The organism is Sulfuricurvum sp., from assembly GCF_028681615.1.
Lineage (GTDB): Bacteria > Campylobacterota > Campylobacteria > Campylobacterales > Sulfurimonadaceae > Sulfuricurvum.
On record NZ_JAQUHV010000020.1, the window covers coordinates 1 to 23,048 of the forward strand.

Sequence of the window (23,048 nt, forward strand, 5' to 3'; positions counted from 1 at the left end):
CCAAAGCCGCATTTCTATCAGCCAGAAACGATGCATATGCCAATATCGCTATTATTGCGTCAGGACTAATGACGATATATTCGGCTTCAATGTGGCCGGACTTAGTAGTAGGAATTGGAATTTTTGCAATGAATCTCGATGCAGCTAAAGCTGTGTTTAAAGCCGCAAAAAAAGAAAAACAAGCCCTTAATCCATTAAGCTGAAGAAATGCAAATTGTTCATTTACAGAACCATATAGGCCAATCTATTACGAAAATCAAGTGTTTTCCGCACACTCTCCCCTACTCTACAATTAAATACTAAAAATATGCAATAATCTATACGAAAAACCCTATCGGAATGATATAATAGTCGGATACTAAAATTTGAGGTTTTCCGACATGCTAATAGGATATATGAGAGTTTCAACCGATGGTGATCGCCAAAGTACCGATTTACAACGTGATGCATTGATAAGTGCCGGAGTGGATGAGCGTAATATTTTCGAAGACAAAGCATCCGGAGCCAAAGATGATCGTGTTGGCTTAACAAAAGCGTTAGAGTATGTAAAAGAGGGAGATGTATTAGTCGTTTGGAAATTGGATCGGTTAGGCAGATCCCTACCCCACTTGATTGAAATTATTTCACAACTCAAATCTAAAGGTGTCGGATTCAGATCTTTGACCGAGGGGATGGACACCTCCAGCCCGTCCGGAGAGTTGCTGTTTCATGTATTCGGAGCACTGGCACAGTTTGAACGCTCATTAATCCAAGAGAGAGTAAATGCCGGATTGGCAGCAGCGAGAAAAAGAGGACGTATCGGTGGACGACCACGAGCAATACCTCAAGAGAAGATGGATACTATTTTGGAGGCATTGAATAATGGGATGTCTAAAGCAGCAGTTTGTCGCACTTTTGAAGTTAAGCGATCGACTTTGATTGATAGTCTCAATCGTACTAAAACGATTTAGTAGAAAAATAAAAGCAATCCGTCATATCAGATAAAATATAAATCTTTACTCTCCTGCCAACTCATTCGCAATCATCTCAGCCTGTTTCAAGACCGTCTCGGTTGCCAACATCTGCATATCCGGTGGATAACCAAATTGGCGGAGGGTTCTTTTTACGATTACCTTTAGTTTGGATCGGACACTCTCTTTGATTGTCCAGTCGATACTGGCATTTTCTCGCACTCTCTGCGTTAGAACAACGGCAAGCTCTCGTAAAACATCTTTTTCCATAACTTCTTTAGCGCTATCATTGTTAGCGATGGCAGTATAAAATGCGTATTCAAAGTCTGTTAAACCCATCGCTTTAGGCTCTTCATCCATTTGATGAATATCTTTACTGAGCTTGATGAGTTCTTCAATAACTTCAGCTGCCGTAATGATTTTGTTATGATATTTTTTGATCGAGTTTTCCAACATCTCCATAAGCGATTTGCTTTGTACGAGATTCGTTTTCATCCTCGTTTTAATCTCGTCATTGAGAAGTTTTTTCAACACTTCCAAGGCGATATTTTTATGTTTCATCCCTTGAACTTCGAGCAAGAATTCTTCCGATAGAACAGAGATATCAGGCTTTTTAATTCCTGATGCATCAAAAATATCGATTACTTGCTCTGTTACGAGGGCTTGATCGATGACCTGACGGATAGTAGTTTCTAACTCTTCATCTGTAAGACCGCCACCAGTACCATTGAACTTTACGAGTCGTGCTTTTACTGCTTGAAAAAATGAAACTTCATCTTTTACATCCATCGCCTCATCATGGGGAACAGCAATAGCAAATGCCGATGAGAGTGCAGTTACTTCATCTATGTATCTTTTTTTGCCATCTTCGAGACCCAAAACATGCTCTTCCGCTTCAAGGATCAAAGTTAATTTCCCTCTGGTATCTGCTTCAAAGTAATGCTCATATGCGAATCCATGATACATTTGAGAGACCACTTCTAACTTTTCCAACATCAGTGCAACGGCTTGCTCTTGTGCAAGTGCCGGATCACCTTTTCCGCCACTATCGCTGTAAAACGATAACGCTTTTTTGAGATCACTTGCAATTCCCAGATAATCTACAACCAATCCAGCAGGCTTATCACCATAAACCCGATTAACCCGTGCAATCGCCTGCATGAGGTTATGCCCTTTCATAGGCTTATCGATATAAAGCGTGTGCATCGATGGCGCATCAAATCCAGTCAGCCACATATCCCGTACAATGACAAGTTTGAGTTCATCACTCGTATCTTTCATACGGTTTGCCAAATCGCGTCTTTGCTGTTTCGTCGTATGATGTTTGGCTAATGATGGACCATCGCTAGAACTGGCTGTCATAATCACTTTGATAACACCCTTATCCAGATCATCGTTATGCCAGTGAGGGCGAAGCTTGATTATCTCCTCATAGAGCCTTGTAGCTATCCTTCTACTCATAGCAACGATCATCCCTTTACCATCAAATACTTCTTGACGTGCTTCAAAGTGCGTAACAATATCGTTTGCTACCTCTTTAACGCGATTTTCGCTTCCGATCAGGGCTTCGAGTTGGGTCCATTTTGCTTTGGCTTTTTGGGTTTCACTTAAATCATCATTACCAAGCTCATCATCGAGCTCTTTAACGAGCTTTTTACCTTCATCGCTTAGCTGTATTTTTGCAAGTCGGCTTTCATAGTAAATTTTAACCGTTGCACCATCCTCAACCGCTTGGGAAATATCATAGATATCGACATAATTACCAAACACGGCAGGTGTGTTTACATCGCTACTTTCAATCGGAGTCCCCGTAAATCCAAGATAGGTGGCATTAGGCAATGCATCTCTGAGGTATTTTGCAAATCCATAAACGATTTTCTTACCGATAACATTTCCATCTTGATCTTTATCATCAACCGTTTTGGGTTTAAAACCATATTGCGTTCGGTGCGCTTCATCGGCGATAACGATGATATTTCGTCGATCTGAGAGTTCATCATAAACATTTCCCTCTTCGGGCTGAAACTTTTGGATCGTGGTAAAGATCACCCCACCGCTCGCAACTTTGAGTTTTTGTTTGAGATCGTCTCGGTTTTCTATCTGCACAGGCTCTTGTCGAAGCAGATTTCCACAACCGGCAAAAGTATCAAATAGCTGATCATCCAAATCATTTCTATCAGTGATCACTAAGATGGTTGGGTTATTGAGAGCTAGGACGATTTTACCCGTATAAAACACCATAGAGAGTGACTTTCCGCTCCCTTGGGTATGCCATACAACACCCCCTTTTTTATCTCCGCCCTCACTACTAGCCTTGATGGTTCGCTCTACTGCTTTATTGACGGCATAGTATTGATGATAGGCAGCCAATTTTTTGACCGTCTCGATGGTGACGATACCGTTTTTATCCTCTTTTTTGCTTTTCTCATACACGATGAAACTGCGTACCAGATCGAGCAATGTCATTGGATTCAACATACCCTTGATCAGTGTTTCGAGTTGCGGAACGAGCTTGGAAGCTTCACTGATACCATCACCGCTTTTCCATGTCATATAACGGCTAAAGCCCGCTGATATCGTCCCCGCTTTTGCTTCGATACCATCGCTGATCACACAAAAAGCATTGTAGGTAAAAAGAGAGGGGATAAGTGCTTTGTAGGTGCCGATCTGATTATGAGCCGTTTTGATCGTAGCGTTTTCATCCACAGCATTTTTGAGCTCAATCACGACCAACGGCAAACCGTTTACAAAGAGAATTAAATCGGGGCGTTTGTTGATCCCATTTTCAACGATAGTGAATTGATTCGATACGATAAAATCATTACGGCTTACATCATCGAAATCGATAAGTTTAACTATCTCTCCACGAGTCACACCATCTCTTTGCACTTCAACCGTTATACCCTCGATAAGCATCTTATGAAAAATCTCATTATCGCTCAAAAGTTCTGTGGATCTGAGTCTTTGACATTGTTTTACCGCATATTCGAGCAGATCATATTCGAGTGTCGGATTAATAACCGAAAGTGCGTTTTGGAGCTTTTCTTTTAATATCACATCTTCAAAAGAGTTCCGAAGAGGTGTCTGGCTATCCGGTGCGATATTGGGTGCATAGATATATTCATACCCTAGTTTTTCCAGTAGCTCTATGGCAAAAAGTTCGATTTCATTTTCGGTTATCTTGGTCATACTTTAGGACTCCAATCCGTTGATCTCTTCTTCCTTTGAGTTATCTCTATATGCTAGAACATTGGATTTTAAGTTGCTACATTTTTTACAATTGTTTAGATTTTATTGTTAAGCGTCAAAATATCAATTCCTGAATTTTTAAAATCACTATCATTCGTTAGCAAAACGAATCCGTTGTCTTTGCACAGATTGACTATCAGTTTATCAGAAAAATCCAAACTGTCAATTACCAACATACTTTCAATTTCTTTCTGATAAATACCTGTATCCACTATTTCAAAATCATTTATTATTTTTGCTTTGACTAAAGTATAAATATCATTCTGTGCATCTTGCCCCTCAGTACTATCTCTATATTGTTTATAATTATATGATTGAGAAGTAAGACCGTTTGTGGTTAAATAATTATTGTACTCAATTTTCATTACCCTATTAACAAACTCTGAAATGACTACAAAATGGATTGTAAATTTTGTATTTTGTTGTATTAGCTTATTATATACTTGAGAGTATCTTGCTTGCCAGGTAAGATGCGTACTCCAGAAAAGATAAAGAAGTATATTCGCATCGAAAAAAATCTTCTTATCCCCTATTGTATGCATATTATTCAAATCATATTTATTCATCATCTTCGCCCAATATCTCTTTGATAGACTCAACCATTCTTTGTGAATCTTTGAAATAGAGCTTTGCTCCGATTACAACCCTTTTTAAGATGATTTGATCTTCAACTGCCATATCTTCAACCTGTAAACTTTCTTTGAGTTTTGCATCTTCAAAAGACCCATATAGCTTACCGATAGCACTGTTAAGAAATGCCGATGTGATTGTCGTGACATTTTTGAACGATATCATTGCTTTTTTATTGCTTTCCAAAGCTTTTTTGATGGCTTCAAAAACTTTTTCACCATCTTCTGGTAACGTACAATTCCCGTTACCTACGATATTAAACACATTAATTTTTACACTTTCCATCATTTATCCCTAAAATAATTCACTCAGATCAATCTCTTCTGCAAAGTGATAAGATGTCGTATCATTGGTTTTGAAAACCATATTGATAATAACACCGTCAAAATATGAATCAAGATCAAAATATTCTTCACCACCAGTATCAAGCTGATACATGGCATTTCCACTGATTATCTGTATTTTACCCTTATTTTTTGTAATAAAGTCTTTGAGTATCGCCAGTCCTATTCCTCCGGGAGTATCCTTTTTGGTCGTATGTCCTTCTGTTATTGCCCATTTGATAGCTTTTGCAGAAGGGATCTTTTCGCCAAGGTTATTTTCTATTCTTTTAGCAAATCCTACTCCAGTATCAACTATGGTAAAAATGATCTCATTACGCTGAGGATAAAATTGACCACAGGTATAGATAAATTTAGTATCACTGTGTATCTGTGCATTGACAAACATTTCAAAGATTGACTCGCTTATTTTTTTCCTGACTTCCTGACTCATATTTGGCAGTTCATTTCTGCCAAATAACTCTGTTTGCACATAGTTGCTAAAATATCTGCTGTCAGTAGGTTTTAGCTTAAGATATTTGATAGTTGTGTGATACGTATCATTGGTATCATCAAACCCAAAATGTGCTAAAAATCTATTCTTTTTCAGTATTATTTGAATATTTGGAGAAACAGTTCCAAATTCAATAAAATTCCATTCATTTAATCTATCGATAATACCGCCTAAAACCGCACTGAGATTTGCATCAAACCATGTGTCCAAATTGATTTCAATAGTTTCAAACGTATCATCTTTATATTTTCCATAAAACTCGATCAGTTTATTGAACCCATCGTAATCATTATGAATGTTGGATAATGTAGCATTGTTCATTATGTTTCCTTGCAGATTTCTTTGATGGTCTCGTAGATCCAGTCCGTTGATGTTTTCGTATCTGTTAGGATCTTGCCAAACATCTTCTCATCGATCTGGCTTCGAATTTTAGTGATAACCGTATCTGTGATATGTTCTTTACCGAGTGATCTTAGCGCCTGTACTATCAAAGAACTCTCTTTGTATTTAAACCCTATGTTTTTCAAAGCAGATTTTTTAAACGCTAGGACTATGTTGTCTTGGATAATATACTCCCTGTTTGGTCCATTACTGAGGTATATATATTTACCGACAATCTGGGTAGAAAGACCCAAGATATTGAGCGCCGTATCACCGCTTACTTCGATTTGCCAGTTAAACTTTCTGGCATAAGCATGGGCAATCTTTTCCATATCCGGACTTAGATTTTGTTGCAAGAGTTTACTGTATTTTGGATAGTCATATATACCGCGAGCCACTCGGCGGATTTTGCCTTTTTGTACTAACTCCGATAGTGCTTTATCTATATTGTCTCTTGGAAAATCTCTTATAAAATCCATAGATGAAAACGCATACCCATTTCCGTTTCCATATATCTTTGAAAGCACTTGCTCTTGGGTGGATTTCATAGTTTATCCATATTCATTTTTTCAGAAAAATATACCATTATTTCTGAAAATTTCAGGTTAAAAGAATGGACAAAATAAGCTAACTTATTTTCAGTCATTATGCACTCTTTTTTGTTGAGGAACATGCTTATAACAGGTCATTTGGACTGTTTTTCTTTATATGTTTTGTAAATAAACAATGCCATTGAACCTGCCAAATTAACTGCAAGTTCACCATGTCTCTCTTTTGGCTTAATCTTTGTTTTTGTTGCACCGTGTGCATCACCTAATTTATTTCTCATTACACCAAGTCCACTTATAATTCCATTCGCACCACCAAGTATTTGTTTAAAAATGCCTTCTTGATGCTGTTCTGGAGCTAAATTTAATAACTTTGCCACCTCTTTATAAAGCTCTGACAATTCCATACTATCATTATGATTGATATTCTGTTCCTCTAAAATATGTTTTAACAAACTCTCAATCAAAGTTCTAGCAATGGTTATAGCACCCTCTGGATCACTGTCTTTTCTTTCAATTGCTTTTTGCCATTGCTGAGAAATATGTACTTCGTCAAAAACTATAATCTCATCAAGCGGGGAAAATGTTTTAAATTCTATTTGATTCAGTAGCGGTGCGAATTCACTCCAAATGAACTCTCTTCTTTCCTGATAAGAACCAAATTTGCCTTTAATAAAACCCCAAAATTGATTTGTATCTCTGCAAGTTTTAATCCACTCAGGAAGTAACTTTTGATAGTCATTATTCTTTAGTACTTTTTGTCTTACATAATCATAATAATCAAAACTCCCACCTGTTGCACGACCAATTAAACCATTTTCAAGGTACTTTATCAATTCGTAGTCAGTAAGATTATTTATTGTTGTTATTTCATCATTAAAGCTCATATCCTCACCCTCACTTCTCCCCTCAAAAACCTAATAGCGAACAATTCGATTTTATTTTCGATGATTTCAGTCATTATGTTACTCACTAAAATATTTCCTAACTTCTTTTATCCATTCTGGAATAAGAGAATCATTTTCTGCTTCTTTTGACATGATTTCTACATACTTTTGAGCAAAAACTGTTTTAAATTCACCATCATTATCTTTGAATAAATTTTCAAGTTCTAAGTTTTTGAAATTTTTTATAAAATCTGAATTGCCATTTTCATTTTCTATCGTTTTAATCGTATATTTTTCATTGATAGAAAGTTCATTGATTGCTTTTTGAAAGATTATAGGGTTCAACGCCTGTTCTATATCGGTTGGAGATGTATCTGAATGATTGAGTGTTAAAAGTTCTGTTTTTATATTTGAATTTTTATTGCTTAGTCTTCTGAGTTTGAGATTTTTACTACCCTCTTTTAAATAATCTTTATGTCTAGCTTGGTCAGTATCAATTAAGCACCAAATTTTCCCTTTCAGGGCCTCATTCTTTTCTCTCATTGGCAACTCTAGATATTCATAAACTTCAGATACACTATTGTTTCCACCGAGAGGCAAAATTCTCAATTTCTTTTCTTCAATTTCTTGTTGAAAGAAGTATTCTAAATAATGTTTTTCACTAATTCCTTCAACAATCAACCAGTTGTATGGAGTTTGTCCTTGTATTGAATAATATATTGCTTGTACTAAATCATTAGTACTTTTAAGCATGAAGTTATTTGGTAATTTTCCTTTACTAGTTGTCGTTGTAGATCTGATTTTAGCTTTATAATCATATAAATCATATGTTTCAAAAATAATTTTTTCACTTTTATAATCTAGAAAATGTCCATACCCTTGACTTAAAATTGGCAAAAAACCATACCAATGTGTAGTAATAAAAATTTGATTGTTTTTGGAAATAGTTTTTAATTTCTCAAACTGCTCATAGCATAGTGATGTGTGTAAAGAGTTTTCTGGTTCATCAATTCCAATAATAATACTTTTTTCTCTATCTATATTTCTTATCAAGAAAGCATAAACGATATCAATTAGAGCTTGCCGTTTTTCTCCAGCACTTAATTCACTAACTTTTTTATCCTTTCTATATAAAACTCTTTTTTGAAAATATGCTTCTAATATTTTATTTACTAAATCTGATTTTGTAATTTTGTTATTTCTTTGTTGCCCAGTTTGATATTCATATTCATCATGTAATATACTTTGTATTTCGATTAAAAAACTTTCTAATTTGTTATTAATACCATCTGTACCTTCCAGCTTTACATTGGATAGAGCAGTTGTTATTTCGTCTTTTAGCTTTTTATCAAAGATTTTCTGCATTTCATCTGTTTCAACTTTTGTAAAACTTTCTATATCAAGCTCAACTGGCACATAAACGAATGAGTATAACTCTTTTAACTCTTGCAAGATTTTTCTTTGTTCATTTTTATCTAACAATTTATTGAGCTCATCTTTCCAAAGCGAGAGAGTTTCTTTTCTCTCTTCACTTGACTTTCCTTCTAGCTCAGTTGCGTTTTTATCTAAATAATGCGTTAAAAATTTCTCTTCATTATGAAAACTTGCAAAATATAATTTTGGAGCCCCCCCAGTAATATTTTGTTCTCCTAAAATAAAAAAATAATGCGATTCTTCACTATATTGCAAATTTTTTAATATACTTTCTCTTATCAAGAAAAAGTCTTTCATTGAGCCCTGAACACCTGAACTTAAATCAGTTTTCCTAACATTCCAAAAAAATTTACTTATTTTTTCAAATTCATTTTTTTTTCTTGGAACTTTTGTTTTATCGATTAGAAAGATAGGAGCAAAAAATGGTTCATTTCCATAAGTAAAAATTCCATCATTTAATGCACTTTTATTGATTGGATATAGCTTATTATTAAAAAATGAATTAAAAGCTTCGAGAATTGAGCTTTTCCCAATTCCATTTTCTCCAATATAGCTTACAAAGTTATATTTTTCTCCAATTGGAATATAGTTAATTCCCTTATATGCTTTTATATGTTTTAAAAATAAACCTACAATCAATTAAATATCCTTTAGTCTAATTTCACCACTCATAAGCTTAACCGATAGTGTATCTCGCCAGTTTTCAGAAAAAACAATTTGTATATTATTCATATTTCGCAAGCTCTTCATACCAACTCCAAAGTTCCTCAAAATTAACATTTTGTGGAATAGGATTATCTTCTATAAACTTAGCATCGATAAACTGATTCCAGTACGCTTCACCCGTTCTTCTTGGGTGATTAGCTATCCATGAAGAAAAAAAATCGTTTTCGATTTTATAGTGATGACTAAATATAAATGGCTGCCATGTTTCTATGAGATCATCTTCCGCTCTAATATCTATAATTTCTGTTTCTTCAAGTGCTCTTTGTCTATGATTCCATGCTTTTTCCATTAAATCAATTGCCCCTTTGTCTGACTTAGGAGCTCCATATCCAAAAATAGTAACCATAAAAGAGTGCTTCAATACATCCTTAAAAATCTCCCACTCTTTATGAATAAAAGGGTCTAATGAATAGTTTTTATCTCCAATGGGATACAAAAGCTTTGACGGTATCAATGCTTCATGACATATTGAACAAGGTTGTCCAATATTCCCTTTGATGTGTCCATTCGGACAATATCCGACCTCTACATTTCCATGTAAAAATATTAGTTTGGGCAATTTAAATTTATTACCATTTCTTCTATATGCTTGAATCAAAAATGGATCCCAGTTAAATGTTGCTATAAAGTCTTTTTCTCTCAATGAAAGAAGTAAATAATCATATATAGTGGGAGTTTCTAGAATTTCCAGTGATGAAAAATACTCGTAAACTTTTTGTTCGAGTTCTACTTTTATCTCATAAAGAGTCGGATCTTTAGAAATTTGGTCATAAATCTCTTCAAAATTACTCGTTTGAAATTCGATTTGAGTTTGTTTGATCAAGTCATCAAGCTCTAAAATATCAATCAGATTATTCATCAGTGGAAGTTGCTTATTATTTTTGTCACCCAAACGAAAAGAAGCATAACTAGCACCAGCACCGAGAATAACTAAATGTGGCGCGCCAATATTAATTTGTTTGATTTCTTCTTCTTTATTAACTACCATTCCACCCTCACTTCCCCACCCATAAGTTTAGGCAAAAGAGTCTCTCTCATATTTTTAAGGTTTTTGATTTGGTTTGTATTTTGAATAATCTTTTCATTAAAAGAGGATGTAACTTCATGAAATTTTTCAATCAAATCATATGTTGGTAAAGTTATTTCTATATTTTCAAAATCCGTTTTATTAATTATTGGCATGGTAGTACCACCCATTGCTATAGCACGAAGTAAAGGATAAATATATTTTAAATGCTGATACACATATTCAACCAATATGCTGTCCTCAATTATCAAAGAATTAATTTGTTGATTACTTACACATTGACTTTGTGCTATCGCTACTTTTCCCATATCTGAACCAATACATGTAACTAAAATAGAATTTATTGGCAATAGAGAATTTTTGACTTTCTCCACTCCCAAAAGCGAAAGACTTCTATCAGAAAAGGTAGTATATTTACCATAGTATTTAAAGTCAGTTGGAGTAACAAAATATATTCCGTCACCCCAAAATTCTGTATTCTGAGTACTTGGTGTTTTACCAGTAACAGCTTTTCCTAGATTCCCTAATATGGTTACTTCCCACTCATCCCTAGCCTCTTCAATAAACCACTGCCTAAAAAGCGTTTGAGCCAACTCTTCAAGAGTTTTATTTTGACGGTGAAGAAGATCGATTTTATCATCAAGACTACTTAGCACTTCCGCTATAGCTTTTTGTTCTTCAAGGGGTGGAACATTCCAAACTGTTTGAGATAAAAAGTTCCAATCTGCTCTAGGCATTCTCGTTCCACCTGATGAAGAATAAGAAATATCAACCAGCTCTTGATTTGTAAAAAAGTAAAATAAAAAGTCTTTGTCAATTCCTTTTTGTGGATTGATTACCCAAATATCGGTTGAACATATGCCATCAAAATTAGGTTTAACAACTTTTCTAAAATATGGTCTTAATTTTCCAAAAAGTGTATCTCCAGCTTGAAAATAAAATTTGTTACTTGCCACATCTTCAGATTTACCAATGCCATTTAATCTAAGCTTAGCTTCTTCAATATGCTCAAGTCCGATATAAGACATTGGTTCATCACCAACTTTCCAAGATTTTTTAGAAAGTTTAGCAATATCAGAAATTTTGCACTCTTTCCACTCACCCATCAACAACAACCTTTGCCAAATTATCATTGATTCTCTGATTGAGTTGTGCTTCTTCTGCCATCTGCTCTTTTAGCTGTCTTTGTAAGCTTTCAAATCTCTCTTTGAAATCAAACTCATCCTCCACATCTTCCAGCCCAACATATCGCCCCGGAGTGAGAACATAATTCATCTCACGCACTTTTTCGAGGCTTGCGGATACGCAGAACCCTTTTATATCTCCATACGCACCATTGCCAGTTTTCCAATCATGATAAATCTTGGCTATAGTGTCCGTATCTTCATGGCTGAACTCTTTTGTCCGTCTGTTTATCAGCGCACCCATATTTCGTGAGTCTATAAACAAGATATCTTTAGTCGTTCGTCCTCGTTTCATAAACCATATAGAGGCGGGGATTTGAGTATTGAGAAACAGTTTGGCGGGGAGATTGACGATACAATCGACCAGATTGGCTTCTATAAGAGCTTTTCTGATTTCCCCCTCATTGGAAGTGTTAGAAGTGAGGCTCCCTTTAGCCAGTACAAATCCCGCTGTTCCTGTCGGTGCTAGATGATAAAGAAAGTGTTGTATCCATCCGTAGTTGGCATTTCCCTCTGGTGGGGTTCCATATTTCCATCGTCCATCGTTTCGGAGCAGATCACCGCTCCAATCGCTGACATTAAACGGTGGATTGGCGATGATAAAATCAGCTTTTAAATCTTTATGAGCATCATTGAGAAATGAGCCTTCATTGTTCCATTTGACTTGAGAACTGTCGATACCACGAATGGCGAGGTTCATTTTCGCCAATCGCCATGTTGTTTGGTTGGACTCTTGCCCATAGATGGAAATATCGTTTAGTTTTCCTTGGTGCTCTGTGACAAACTTCTCCGATTGGACAAACATACCGCCACTACCACAACACGGATCGAATACTCTCCCCTTGTATGGCTCTAACATTTTTACGAGAAGCTCAACAACGCTTTTCGGAGTATAAAACTGTCCGCCTTGTTTACCCTCTGCCAGTGCAAACTCGCCCAAGAAGTATTCAAACACATGACCAAGGACATCCGCACTTCGAGCTTTCGCATCTCCAAAAGCGATATTACCAATCAGATCGATTAGCCCGCCAAGAGATTTGCTATCAAGATTGTCTCTGGCAAAAACTTTTGGCAGAACCCCTTTGAGTGATGGGTTGTCCTTTTCGACAACATCCATCGCTTCATCAACAATCTTTCCAATATTTGGGAGTTTGGCATTAGCAAGGAGATACGACCATCTGGCAGTAGGCGGAACAAAAAATACATTTTCAGCTTGATACTCGTCGCGATCTTCGGGATCAGCACCCGCATAATCACCATCCCCCGCTTGGAGTTGATTATAAAGCTCTTCAAAACTATCAGAAATATATTTGAGAAACACTAGCCCCATTACGACATGTTTATACTCTGCTGCATCAATATTTTTTCGTAGTTTATCTGCGGCTTTCCAGAGTTGTTTTTCTATCGCTTCTTCTTGTTGTTTTTCTTTTGCCATTCACTATCCTCTTAAAATAAATAACATTTTTCATCATATAATGTATTGTAATATGAGATAGATTGTACCATCTTTTCGGTAAGTTGGGAGCATTTCTCCGTATGAGAAGGTCATTAAAACCATCTCAAAATGCACAAAACACCCATTGCGTCATCGACGCTTTCGCTCTCTTAATCCAAACAGTTTGTTGGTTTGCGGTTTCAAGTTTCATCGCTCATCCTTTAGATTTTGATGATGACAGTGTAAAGCAGCAGTTGGACACCGTTGTGTCCGAAGTTAATTTTCTAGGAAACGTTTTAAAAAATCTTCTCGACTGAGAATTTTCGCTCCCAAATCTATTTTGTACTCCATATGCGGATGTCCTAGATTCCAAAACCGTACCCCTTCGCTTTCCAAATGATGCCCAAGCAGCACTAATTGCTGTGTTCCCCAATTCTCGTATTGCTTATCCGATTTGTGAAAACCCGATAGACTCGTATAAACATTATGGGTGATATAGCCTATCTCTCCGGCGATCAACTCATTGCTTCTCCTGTCAAACAGCTCAGTACTGAACAAAGTAAAATTATCATAGCTATTCTGAGAGAGGGTATCCATCAGCTCAGCATACGCACCCTCTAACCAACATGGAGAATAAGCGTTTTGGATGGAGGCAATCACATCAGGGAATCGGGTATTAAACTCGAGGTGATATCCCCCTTTTTTAATAAGTTTGCCAACCTTACGAGAAATATGCAGATCCTGAAAGTCTAGAACTGCGTACTCTTCTTGCATTTCCGGAAGCAGTAGTAAGTTATCTTCATGTAAATGACTGACGCTGATAAACCCGGCTTGCGCCAGCGCGATATACATTTGAGGGGAGAAATCATTACTCCAATAGTAGTTGACGTCCATATTTGGATAAACATAGTAATCAAGAATCTCTTTGCTGATATCTTCAAAGGTGATATAAGGGATCTGGCGTTGATCGGTACTCATAGTCTCCTCTTACACTACTGTATCAGATGCTCGATCTGACGACTAAGGAAGCTATCTGCAATTGCTTTAGCTTTGAGAGCAAGCGCTTTAGGAGAGGTAATGATGAGATCGGGCATCCACTTTTTGATCTCATGGAGTATTTCGCGCTCAGCAGTCACCAGCACCTCAATCTCCATACTTCCATCCTTGTAGGTCTCGATGATTCGCTGGGTACTGGCTAGTGGTCGACGATGGAAGTATTTGGCAATCTCGGCGGTTGCACGGATTGTCACTGCAAAAGGTTCTTTATCAGGTTCGAACCATGCGTTAATGGCACGCTCCAGAATCTTGTAGGTCTTATCATTGGGAATAAAGGTCTCATTGGTGAGTTGGAGATGATCAATCCCTTTGAAGTAATAGGTTTTGAGTTTATTTTCTAAAAGCTCTTCACCATAGAGATACCAGTACCCCTCAAATGAGACGATCTTATAGGGGTGAACATGACGTAGTTTACCGTTGTAGTTAAATATCACCATCTTGCTCTCCATGATTGCCTCTTCGATGATATGAAAGAGGGAAAGCTTATCCGAGATATCTTCGATGATGGTTTTGGAGTAGATGGGGTTTTTAGTGTTGTTCTGGAGTTTGGAGAAGAGGGATTTGGCTTTCACCCCAAACTCTGATCCGATACCCTCAGCAATATTACCGAGCATCTCCAGTACCAATGCCTCTTCGGGAGAGCGCTCTTTGGTGATGGCATGGCCGCTTTGCATCTTCCACTTCATCCCCTGCTTCTCTATCGGAAAACGAATCAGTCTTTGGTTGAAATCACGCTGTATGGTCTTGGTGGAGACATTGAACTCTAGGGCTAAATCCTGAACCGATAAGAGTTCCCCCTCATAGAGACGCTGCAAGATGATGGTAAGTCGGGTGAGGATCTTATCGTAGTCGTGAATTTGTCCCATATCAATCCTTTAAACAGACACTATGTTGTCCAATGCATAGTGCATCATACCAAAATCTAAATTAACACCGTAAAGGAAATTTCATGGAATCGTTAATGATCACGACTATAGCTTTGGTATGGCTGACTCTTAAAGTCAAAGAGATGCACACCCAAATGAGTGTCTATGATGCTCTTAAAACCCTTACCTTTAAATTCATAGCATAGACAGGAGAATAATTATGATACAGACCAATCTTTCCTCCACATCGGCGCGTGCTCATGCACAACGATCCCGTCCAACTCACCAAGCCTATGGTCTCTCGAAGATGTCATCATCGTTATACTCTCATCAAGGTGAACAGGTCTATCTGCTCGATACCTATACGAAGATGGGCAAAAGAGTCGCCCTTGTGATGGACAGTGAAGATGAGAGTATGTATGAGGTGTTTTACGAACAGCTACAGGCGTCGTAGTGGTTTAGGGTATTTTCAAGAGATTGAGCGGTTTTAAATTACAGTACACTTCTTTATGAAGAAGTACCTATAGGTCATCCTCGTGTTAGAGGTAAACGAAATATAAAGGGCTATAGATGACAGAAGAAGAGATGAAAGCGGAAGCGTATTTCTATGTATCCCCTCCCCTTAGAGAAATTAACCCTCGATACTCTCCCAGACATTTCGAAGTTTGCGAGTGTAATAACGAAGCGCTTCCTCTCTGCTAAGACGTTTGGGTTTATTTTTGATATAAAGTGCAGGTATGAACTCTCCATCGATCATCTGGATGCTCATGATCTCATCCATAATACACTCACCGTAGGTTCTATCTTGAGGATATTCGATTCGGATATTTTTATTGAAATATAACTCTTCCATATTTGGGTACTTTAATTTGTTTTATTCTCAATGGAATCAGGGAGATTGCGATCACGCTTGAGTGCATCGATAGCAGCGTCTACAGCCCGTTTGAGTTTGAGTGCGGCTTCGAGACCTTCTTTGTCTTTGGTAATCTCCAGTGAGCCTTCGATTGTATATTGTATCGATACCGTTTTTAATTTGCAGATTGCCGGTAGTGAATCCATTCGTATCGTTTTCATACGCCATAAAAGGTTGTTGCAAGATATGCCTCTCGTATGGATTTATCTATAAGTCTAATGATAACACACCTCTGCACCTCAAACCACCCTTTATCCATATCTGGTTGATTATTATTCCCTAATGCCTCACAGCACCCTTAAAAATGCTCTGAAACTGTATATTCGATGTTGTAATTACTGTTTTATTAAAAAGGGAAACTATTACTACTGCGGTGAACTACCTGGAATACAGCAGTCATTGATTCCAAGAATCGATCCGGCGATGATTAAGGGATTTAGTCGGTACTTGTGGCCGTATACGATATGAGAGTATTTTTCATTGGCAAGCAAGTGCGCATCCTCTACCTCACATCCCCCTATTTCACAGAGTAATTCGATTACCTCTTCTTTAAATTCGCCTAATGAAGTTTTCATAGCCCTCCCCTATTCCACACATCCAAATGCGATATTGGTAATGTGGTATTCTTTGAACGTTTTTGTACGTCGTTTAAAAAGCCGTTTTAACAGTCTTATCATGCGTATCGTTCCAGCAAATGATGTTCCTATATTTGAATATGAGAATGACATAAATATAAGGAAGCTGAGCGATCCTTTAATTAAAATTAGCGATAAATATGGGATGGATATAGTCAAAAGAGGAGGGGAGTTACAAATAGTTGTGCATGCACAACTAATACAATTACTTTTCTAATAATTGCTCTATGCCCTTTAGCAACAATTTCAATTTATCTTGTTTTTCTTTCGATAATCCTGTTGTATTAATCACAACCTTATTTTTTAAAACCACTATATTCTCTTTGCTTTTCGTTGGTTTTGAAATAACCTTTTTGATAGCTTCCAATGCATCATTACGCTGCATAGTCTTGATTGAGCCATATACTTTATCAAGTTGTTCTTCAGGAACCTTATTAAGTGCAGATAAAACAGTAATATCTGAATAATGATCGGCCTGAATTTTTGAAAGTAGGGAAGAGGGGAGTCTTAATATCGATAATGTTTTTGATAACCAACTTTTAGAAACACCTACTTTTTCAGCTAATTCATTTTGACTTTCAACGATATTGTCATCTAAGATTTTTTTGAATGCTATCGCATTTTCTATAGGATCCATATCGCTGCGTTGAAGATTTTCTACTAAAGGGAGAAGTGCCAGTTGTGCATGCACAACTTTATCCATCACAATAGCGCGAATCATCTCTCTACCTAGCATTTTATGGGCTTCAGCACGTCGATGTCCCGCTATGATTGTGAGGACATCACCATCTTTTGCAACGACAATAGGCTGAAGTAGCCCGTTTTGTTCAATGGACTCTGACAGTTCACGTAATTGCTCATGATTCATCTCAATACGAGGTTGATAAGGATTGCTTTGAAGTTTGTATAAGGGTATTTCAACGATAGACTCTGGATTTTTCTCAGCTACGTGAAGTTGCTCCGTCAATGCAGCATTTTGGGATATCTTTTTTGCTAAAGAATAATCAATCTTTTTTCTTACCATTAAGTCCAACCTTCTCTTTAATCTCTTTTATAAATTCTTTTAGTTCTTTTGTAGATTCAGATTTTTTATCGAGTTCACGAACACTAAATCCATACGCAACACTATTTGCAAAATCAACTCTCCGCCGCATCATAGAATCCATTAATAAAAAATGCTTTGAACTTCGAATAAAATCATTAACTTCATCAAATTTTTTCTGATTTGGATTTGTTTTGTTTAGTACAACATTAGTAACGATTGTTGTCCCCGTTTGTTCGGACAATTCTCTTAAAATACTCTCATATTTTTGCAGTCCAAGTATTTCAGTAAACTCGCTAGAGACCGGGGTAATGATAAAATCACTCACTAAAATCGCGAAACGGTTAAGACTTGAGTCAAACCCTCCAGAATCAATAATAACGATCGTATCATCATTCATTGAATCAAAAAATACTTCAAGTTCTTCCGCTGTTGAAAAAATATGTACCGGTAACGGAGCTTGCCCCATTTCGGCACGTATCTGATTATATGCAGTAACGGTTTGTTGAACATCCAAATCTATAACTTCGACGTTATGCTTTCGTGCAAGTTCTAAAGCGATGTTATAGGCGAGGGTGGACTTCCCTACACCGCCCTTTTGGTGCGATATTGTAATAATCATCTTACATCCCAATCTATTTGCCTTAGTATAGCAAAAATCATACCCTAGCGTTAGTAATGTTAGTTATTTTAAATACATCATACAAAGTGTGCTAAAATATGTCATTATAAAGCTAAGGTAAATTATGTCGCAACAACTGTACGATATCAATCTTGAACGAACATTGTTAGCAAGTCTTATTTTTGCACCTCTTTTAATTGATGAATATTTTCATAAACTCAATTCTGAATCACTTTTTTTTCAAGAATCACATCAAATTATTTTTCAAACTATTTTAAAACTACACAGTGATTCTATACCTGTTGAAGAGGGAATGATCAATTCATCTCTTAAAAAAAATGGTCATAATGTTGAAAAAGAACTTATTTTTATTCTCACTACGACTCCAGCAGCATCTATCCAGCCCTATATTGATGCACTATCTGAATTAGCGGACAAGCGACAGCTCATAACTCTTATCAATGCATTTAATCGTGACTTACAAGATGAATCAATTCAGTCTAATGCCTTACTGACTAAAACGATCGATAGACTGGAAAATTTTCGTCAATCCCATCGCGTTGAATTATTTGAAACTTCAGATATTACTTCTATCGAAGCTGAGGAAGCAGATTTTATCTGTAAGTCATGGTTGCCTTTTCCTAAAAAAACCGTTTCTTTGATTTCAGCTCCTGGTGGTAGCGGCAAAAGTTGGATGGTTCTTCAACTTATGATGCGCCATCTCGTTGATTCACCAACATCTAAAGCCTTTGCATGGCTATCTGAAGATCCAACAGGTCTTACGGCTCATCGTGCAGAAAAAATTGCTTCTTCAATCATTGCAAAACCTTTATCAAACTTCAAAGGACGTTTGTCCATTTCAAATAGCCCAACACTACAAGTGTTAATGGAGCAGGGTAGAGGAGTTGAAATAAATGCATTTTTTACGGATCTTAAAAAAAGTTTGATCATGTACGATCTTATTATTCTAGATCCATTAATCGCTTTCTTTGGTGCTGATGAAAATAATAATGCTCATGCCCGAAAATTTATGCAACTATTTACAGAATGGGCATCAAAAGAAAATAAGACCATTATATTTATTCATCACAGTACGAAAAACACCACACAAGCCAGAGGTGCAAGTGCGTTTACCGATGCAGTTAGACTCGTTTATGAAATTAGTCTTGTAACAGATAAAAAAGGTGAAGCGGATGAAACGCGTTCACATCTTCGTAAAATATCTCTTACGAAAGACAACTATGGAGCTGCAAAACTCCTTGGCGGAAAAATTGTATCTAGACAAATTTTCCCAGAAACAAAAATTGAACCTCAATCGTTTATGAAGGACTTTTAAATGGAAAAACACCAACTTGTCTTTAAAGAATTTGATATCGTCAAAAAATTCGAAAATTCGAATGCCACTGTTAGCGAACTACGAACTGGCGTATTTGCTCCGATTGAAAAAATTAGCTCTACATCAAAAACCTATACCCAATTTATTGAAAACCAAAAAAAGCGTTATATCGAAACCAGCTGGGGTAAAACCGTAATCAAAGGTAATATTCTTACTCAGACGCATAGAGATTTATTAGACTGCCTTTTTGCTGGTGCTAAAGAGATAAAAGAGCTGGAAGGTGGTGCTATCGCTATTTATTTTTCCACTTCTGATATTCTCAAGTCTTATAGCGGAACGACTTCCCGTAATACCAAATGGTTAAAAGATAAATTAGATGAAATTCAAACAACTGCTATTGAATTTAGAACAACCGATGGTGAAGACTTCTACAGCTTCAACATCATTAGTTCTTTTGCTTATAGCACTAAACATAAAAGCTTTGGCATTGTCATTACTCCTGAATATCGAAAATATTTTGAAGATCAACTCACTGTAAATTACACAAAAGAGTTGCCAAAACTTCTCAAAGTTAAAAGTGCTCTTTTACGCGCTGTCATTCGTTTCTTTTGGACTCATGCTCAAGCAAGTACTATGAGCATTGATAATCTTCTTCAAACGATTGGATTTCCAATGGAATCGATTCGTACTAAGCAAACAGCTATCAAAGAGATACGAGACAGTGCTGAACTTTTAAAAGATTATGGCATTACTTATGAGCCAAAAACAAAATTAATTTATCGTAAAGGCTCTTTTGACAATAGCATTACATTTATGAGTACTCCTAATAGAACTAAAGAGCTTCCAGGTCTTTCTGAGGAGTAGGGGGAGTCAAGGGATAAAAACCCTTGATCTCTCCCGCTTACCTATAGATATCTATTTATTCTATAAATATCTATAAATACCTATAGAACTTCACAACATGACTTCGTTTTATGAGGTAAATGACTTCGCTTCTTCACTAAATGACTTCGCCAATGGGGTAAATGACTTCGTATGATGTAGTAAATGACTTCGCGATGGTAGGAAAGAAATGAATTTTTTCACAATATGACTTCGTTTTTATGGTTATCTTTTATATCTACCTCCGTATGTTTATCAATAATAGTCAAAAACGTAGTCAAATTGTGCATAAAACAGGGCAATAGATAAAATTTGCAACGATAAAGAATAGCGCGTAACATTACGATTGAATATTTCACAATATGACTTCGTTTTATTGCATGTGAAGCGAACTAAACAGTTAGCTTTCACAATATGACTTCGTTTTTAAAAACAAAAAGTCCTTTTTAGGACCAAACACACAACATGACTTCGTTTTTTATAGCTACAGATCGGAAATGTAGAATGCTTTTGTAAGCAATTAAATATTGATTAATAATAGTATGAATTTGAGAGGCTTAGTATTTAATAGGTGTGCACTTAAAAAGGGTTAATACGAAGTCATATTGTGAAATATAGGCGGTAAAAAAATAATGTACTAAAGAATAAAGCGACGGGAATTAATTCCCCGCCACTTTATCTTTAAGGACAGAACTTGCAGCGAATTTAGCAACTGTAGTAGCTGGTTTGCTGTAAGTTTTATCTGTACCCGGAACTTTCCCCTCTTTAGCCGCTTGTGTAGCTGTTTTGAATGAACCAAATCCAGGCAATGCAACATCTTCTTTTGCACATAGTGCTTCAGTAATAGCAGCAGTAACAGCATCGATTGCAGCGTCTGCAGCAGCTTTGGTGTTATATTCTCCATGTTTTTGTACCAGTTCAACGAATTGAGCTTTATTCATAAAAATCCTTATAGGGTTAAATTGAGGCGGGATTATACCATGACACATCATTAACGATAAGTTAATGTGGCGTATTGACATAAATACAAACTAATTGAAAAAATAGCACTACACTTAGCTTCATTATCCAAGGAGAGCCGTGTGATCATTCATCTCGACCTCGATTGTTATTTCGTCTCAGCTGAGCGAACACGAACTCCCTATCTAAAAGGCAAACCGGTCGTTGTTGTAAAAAGCAGTGATCGAGCCATCTTCTCATCCAAAGACACCAAAAGCGTCATGACGGAAAGTGTAGGAGCCTTTACCTCTCTCTTTCAGCATGAACGAGAATGGCAAGAATTTAATCCTACCCATTGGAAAAAAGAGTTTATGGATGAACAGGGGAGGGTTCACGGTATAGTCATTGCACGAAGTTACGAATGTAAATCTTATGGGATAAAAACAGGGACAACTCTAAGTGATGCTATGCGCATGTGCCCCGATCTTCTAGTAGTGCAGGGCGATCATCTCTTTTATCAACTCCTCTCCACCAAACTGCGTGAATTTCTTCAAACAAAAATCCCCCTATTAGAGCAATACAGCATCGATGAGTTCTGGGGGGATCTTGACGGATGGGTAGAAGATGAGGATATCCATGCGTTTGTTTCATCGCTGCAAGCTGAAATCCTAAAGAAGTTCGATCTTCCGATATCGATCGGTGCATCCTCTGCCAAATGGATTGCCAAACTCGCGACCGATTTTAACAAACCTTACGGGATTACCATTGTCCCCAAAGAGGAGATTGAAGCCTTTGTATCCCCTATGAGTATCAACATGTTTCCGGGAATCGGCAAAGTCCTCTCAAAACGATTAGGAAGCTATGGGATAAAAACATTGGGAGAGGTGCTTAAATCCGCTCATATGCTTCAATCATGGGGTAGGGTGGGTCAAGATCTGCTTAGACGTATCAGTGGCACTGACAACGAGCAGGTGAATCCATTCCATGATCGTCAATCCATCGGGATATCGCGTAACTTTACCGCGACAATGGAGAGAGACGAGATAAAGCGTCGAGTCATAATTCTCTCACGCCATCTGTCACATACAATATTGAAATTGGAAGTCAATCCTACAACATACCATTTCAAACTCAAATACAACGGCGGAGCCAGCTCCGGTATCTCTATGACAATCGATAGAGTCTTTAGTGAAACGCTTCTGCGTTCCATTGCGATAGAGACAATAATCAAAATCGATAATCTTCCACAATACGGTATTCATAGTATCTCATTATCAGCGTCCAACTTTACATCAGAGCATAAACCAAAGACGTTTTCCTTATTCGAAGCACAAGAGGACGAGAAATCACGTCGCTTGAGTGAGCAGGTGACAAAACTCAGGGATAAGTATGGAGTGGATATCTTACGATGTGCCATTGAAAAAGGGTAGGGGGAGAGCAAAAACGAAGTCATATTGTGAATACAAATAGAT

The 23,048-nt window shown here is 36.9% G+C and carries 24 protein-coding genes and 1 pseudogene; 7 read left to right on the plus strand and 18 right to left on the minus strand.

Translation table 11 applies throughout. From position 1 onward, the window contains the following. Together PHE37_RS12615 and PHE37_RS12620 are read left to right on the plus strand one after the other, a co-directional pair. Positions 1–203 (plus strand): annotated as a pseudogene (locus PHE37_RS12615) (hypothetical protein); the annotation flags it as partial. Between the two features lie 177 nt (positions 204–380). After that, complete coding sequence (locus PHE37_RS12620) at positions 381–950, plus strand: recombinase family protein (RefSeq protein ID WP_299995445.1); 570 nt, start codon at positions 381–383, stop codon at positions 948–950. 45 nt (positions 951–995) lie between these two features. Here PHE37_RS12620 and PHE37_RS12625 read toward each other — a convergent pair whose 3' ends face one another. The 12 genes from PHE37_RS12625 to PHE37_RS12680 form a co-directional block, all read right to left on the minus strand. Next, positions 996–4,139, minus strand: a complete 3,144-nt coding sequence (locus PHE37_RS12625) for a type I restriction endonuclease subunit R (protein WP_300008695.1) — start codon at positions 4,137–4,139, stop codon at positions 996–998. Between the two features lie 95 nt (positions 4,140–4,234). Next, positions 4,235–4,765 (minus strand): PIN domain-containing protein, encoded by a 531-nt coding sequence (locus tag PHE37_RS12630; protein ID WP_299995449.1) that lies wholly within the window; start codon positions 4,763–4,765, stop codon positions 4,235–4,237. Then, the gene (locus PHE37_RS12635; RefSeq protein ID WP_299995450.1) at positions 4,758–5,114 is read right to left on the minus strand and encodes an STAS-like domain-containing protein; all 357 of its coding nucleotides are present in this window, start codon (positions 5,112–5,114) and stop codon (positions 4,758–4,760) included. Before PHE37_RS12635 ends, PHE37_RS12630 begins: the two co-directional genes overlap by 8 nt. A gap of 9 nt (positions 5,115–5,123) precedes the next feature. Next, positions 5,124–5,984, minus strand: coding sequence for an ATP-binding protein (locus PHE37_RS12640; protein ID WP_299995452.1), 861 nt, complete (start codon positions 5,982–5,984; stop codon positions 5,124–5,126). After that, on the minus strand, positions 5,984–6,592 hold the full coding sequence (locus PHE37_RS12645; RefSeq protein ID WP_299995454.1) for a DUF6088 family protein: 609 nt from the start codon (positions 6,590–6,592) through the stop codon (positions 5,984–5,986). Before PHE37_RS12645 ends, PHE37_RS12640 begins: the two co-directional genes overlap by 1 nt. 137 nt (positions 6,593–6,729) lie before the next feature. Continuing rightward, entirely contained in the window at positions 6,730–7,479 is a 750-nt protein-coding gene (locus tag PHE37_RS12650) for an abortive infection family protein (protein ID WP_299995455.1), read from the minus strand. A gap of 78 nt (positions 7,480–7,557) precedes the next feature. Beyond that, the gene (locus PHE37_RS12655; RefSeq protein WP_300008698.1) at positions 7,558–9,552 is read right to left on the minus strand and encodes an AAA family ATPase; all 1,995 of its coding nucleotides are present in this window, start codon (positions 9,550–9,552) and stop codon (positions 7,558–7,560) included. A gap of 85 nt (positions 9,553–9,637) precedes the next feature. Then, on the minus strand, positions 9,638–10,627 hold the full coding sequence (locus tag PHE37_RS12660) for a hypothetical protein (RefSeq protein ID WP_299995458.1): 990 nt from the start codon (positions 10,625–10,627) through the stop codon (positions 9,638–9,640). Next, the gene (locus PHE37_RS12665) at positions 10,621–11,772 is read right to left on the minus strand and encodes a restriction endonuclease subunit S (RefSeq protein ID WP_299995460.1); all 1,152 of its coding nucleotides are present in this window, start codon (positions 11,770–11,772) and stop codon (positions 10,621–10,623) included. Before PHE37_RS12665 ends, PHE37_RS12660 begins: the two co-directional genes overlap by 7 nt. Then, positions 11,765–13,285, minus strand: coding sequence for a class I SAM-dependent DNA methyltransferase (locus PHE37_RS12670; RefSeq protein WP_299995461.1), 1,521 nt, complete (start codon positions 13,283–13,285; stop codon positions 11,765–11,767). The genes PHE37_RS12665 and PHE37_RS12670 overlap by 8 nt, the downstream gene beginning before the upstream one ends. Before the next feature lie 276 nt (positions 13,286–13,561). After that, on the minus strand, positions 13,562–14,263 hold the full coding sequence (locus PHE37_RS12675) for a GNAT family N-acetyltransferase (protein ID WP_299995463.1): 702 nt from the start codon (positions 14,261–14,263) through the stop codon (positions 13,562–13,564). 14 nt (positions 14,264–14,277) lie between these two features. Further along, complete coding sequence (locus PHE37_RS12680; protein WP_299995464.1) at positions 14,278–15,207, minus strand: WYL domain-containing protein; 930 nt, start codon at positions 15,205–15,207, stop codon at positions 14,278–14,280. 83 nt (positions 15,208–15,290) lie between these two features. Between PHE37_RS12680 and PHE37_RS12685 the strand changes: the two genes are divergently transcribed. Together PHE37_RS12685 and PHE37_RS12690 are read left to right on the plus strand one after the other, a co-directional pair. After that, complete coding sequence (locus tag PHE37_RS12685; RefSeq protein WP_299995466.1) at positions 15,291–15,413, plus strand: hypothetical protein; 123 nt, start codon at positions 15,291–15,293, stop codon at positions 15,411–15,413. Positions 15,414–15,427: 14 nt separating this feature from the next. Then, positions 15,428–15,661 carry a hypothetical protein gene (locus tag PHE37_RS12690; RefSeq protein ID WP_299995467.1) on the plus strand — a complete coding sequence of 78 codons (234 nt, stop codon included), beginning with the start codon at positions 15,428–15,430 and terminating at the stop codon, positions 15,659–15,661. 177 nt (positions 15,662–15,838) lie between these two features. On the opposite strand, the gene PHE37_RS12695 is transcribed toward PHE37_RS12690, so the two are convergent. From PHE37_RS12695 to PHE37_RS12715, 5 genes are all read right to left on the minus strand, one after another. Beyond that, positions 15,839–16,060, minus strand: coding sequence for a hypothetical protein (locus tag PHE37_RS12695; RefSeq protein ID WP_299995469.1), 222 nt, complete (start codon positions 16,058–16,060; stop codon positions 15,839–15,841). A gap of 11 nt (positions 16,061–16,071) precedes the next feature. Next, positions 16,072–16,266 (minus strand): hypothetical protein, encoded by a 195-nt coding sequence (locus tag PHE37_RS12700; RefSeq protein WP_299995470.1) that lies wholly within the window; start codon positions 16,264–16,266, stop codon positions 16,072–16,074. 219 nt (positions 16,267–16,485) lie between these two features. Beyond that, positions 16,486–16,695, minus strand: coding sequence for a hypothetical protein (locus tag PHE37_RS12705; protein ID WP_299995472.1), 210 nt, complete (start codon positions 16,693–16,695; stop codon positions 16,486–16,488). A 265-nt stretch (positions 16,696–16,960) separates the two neighbouring features. Further along, positions 16,961–17,779, minus strand: a complete 819-nt coding sequence (locus PHE37_RS12710; RefSeq protein WP_300008700.1) for a ParB/RepB/Spo0J family partition protein — start codon at positions 17,777–17,779, stop codon at positions 16,961–16,963. Then, positions 17,760–18,419, minus strand: coding sequence for a ParA family protein (locus PHE37_RS12715; protein ID WP_300008702.1), 660 nt, complete (start codon positions 18,417–18,419; stop codon positions 17,760–17,762). Before PHE37_RS12715 ends, PHE37_RS12710 begins: the two co-directional genes overlap by 20 nt. Before the next feature lie 124 nt (positions 18,420–18,543). On the opposite strand from PHE37_RS12715, the gene PHE37_RS12720 reads away from it, so the two are divergent. Then, on the plus strand, positions 18,544–19,755 hold the full coding sequence (locus tag PHE37_RS12720; protein WP_300008704.1) for an AAA family ATPase: 1,212 nt from the start codon (positions 18,544–18,546) through the stop codon (positions 19,753–19,755). Continuing rightward, positions 19,756–20,619 (plus strand): RepB family plasmid replication initiator protein, encoded by an 864-nt coding sequence (locus PHE37_RS12725; RefSeq protein ID WP_300008707.1) that lies wholly within the window; start codon positions 19,756–19,758, stop codon positions 20,617–20,619. 677 nt (positions 20,620–21,296) lie between these two features. On the opposite strand, the gene PHE37_RS12730 is transcribed toward PHE37_RS12725, so the two are convergent. Continuing rightward, entirely contained in the window at positions 21,297–21,578 is a 282-nt protein-coding gene (locus tag PHE37_RS12730) for an HU family DNA-binding protein (RefSeq protein WP_300008709.1), read from the minus strand. A 141-nt stretch (positions 21,579–21,719) separates the two neighbouring features. On the opposite strand from PHE37_RS12730, the gene PHE37_RS12735 reads away from it, so the two are divergent. Further along, the gene (locus PHE37_RS12735; RefSeq protein ID WP_300008711.1) at positions 21,720–23,006 is read left to right on the plus strand and encodes a DNA polymerase IV; all 1,287 of its coding nucleotides are present in this window, start codon (positions 21,720–21,722) and stop codon (positions 23,004–23,006) included. The last annotated feature ends 42 nt before the right edge of the window (positions 23,007–23,048 follow it).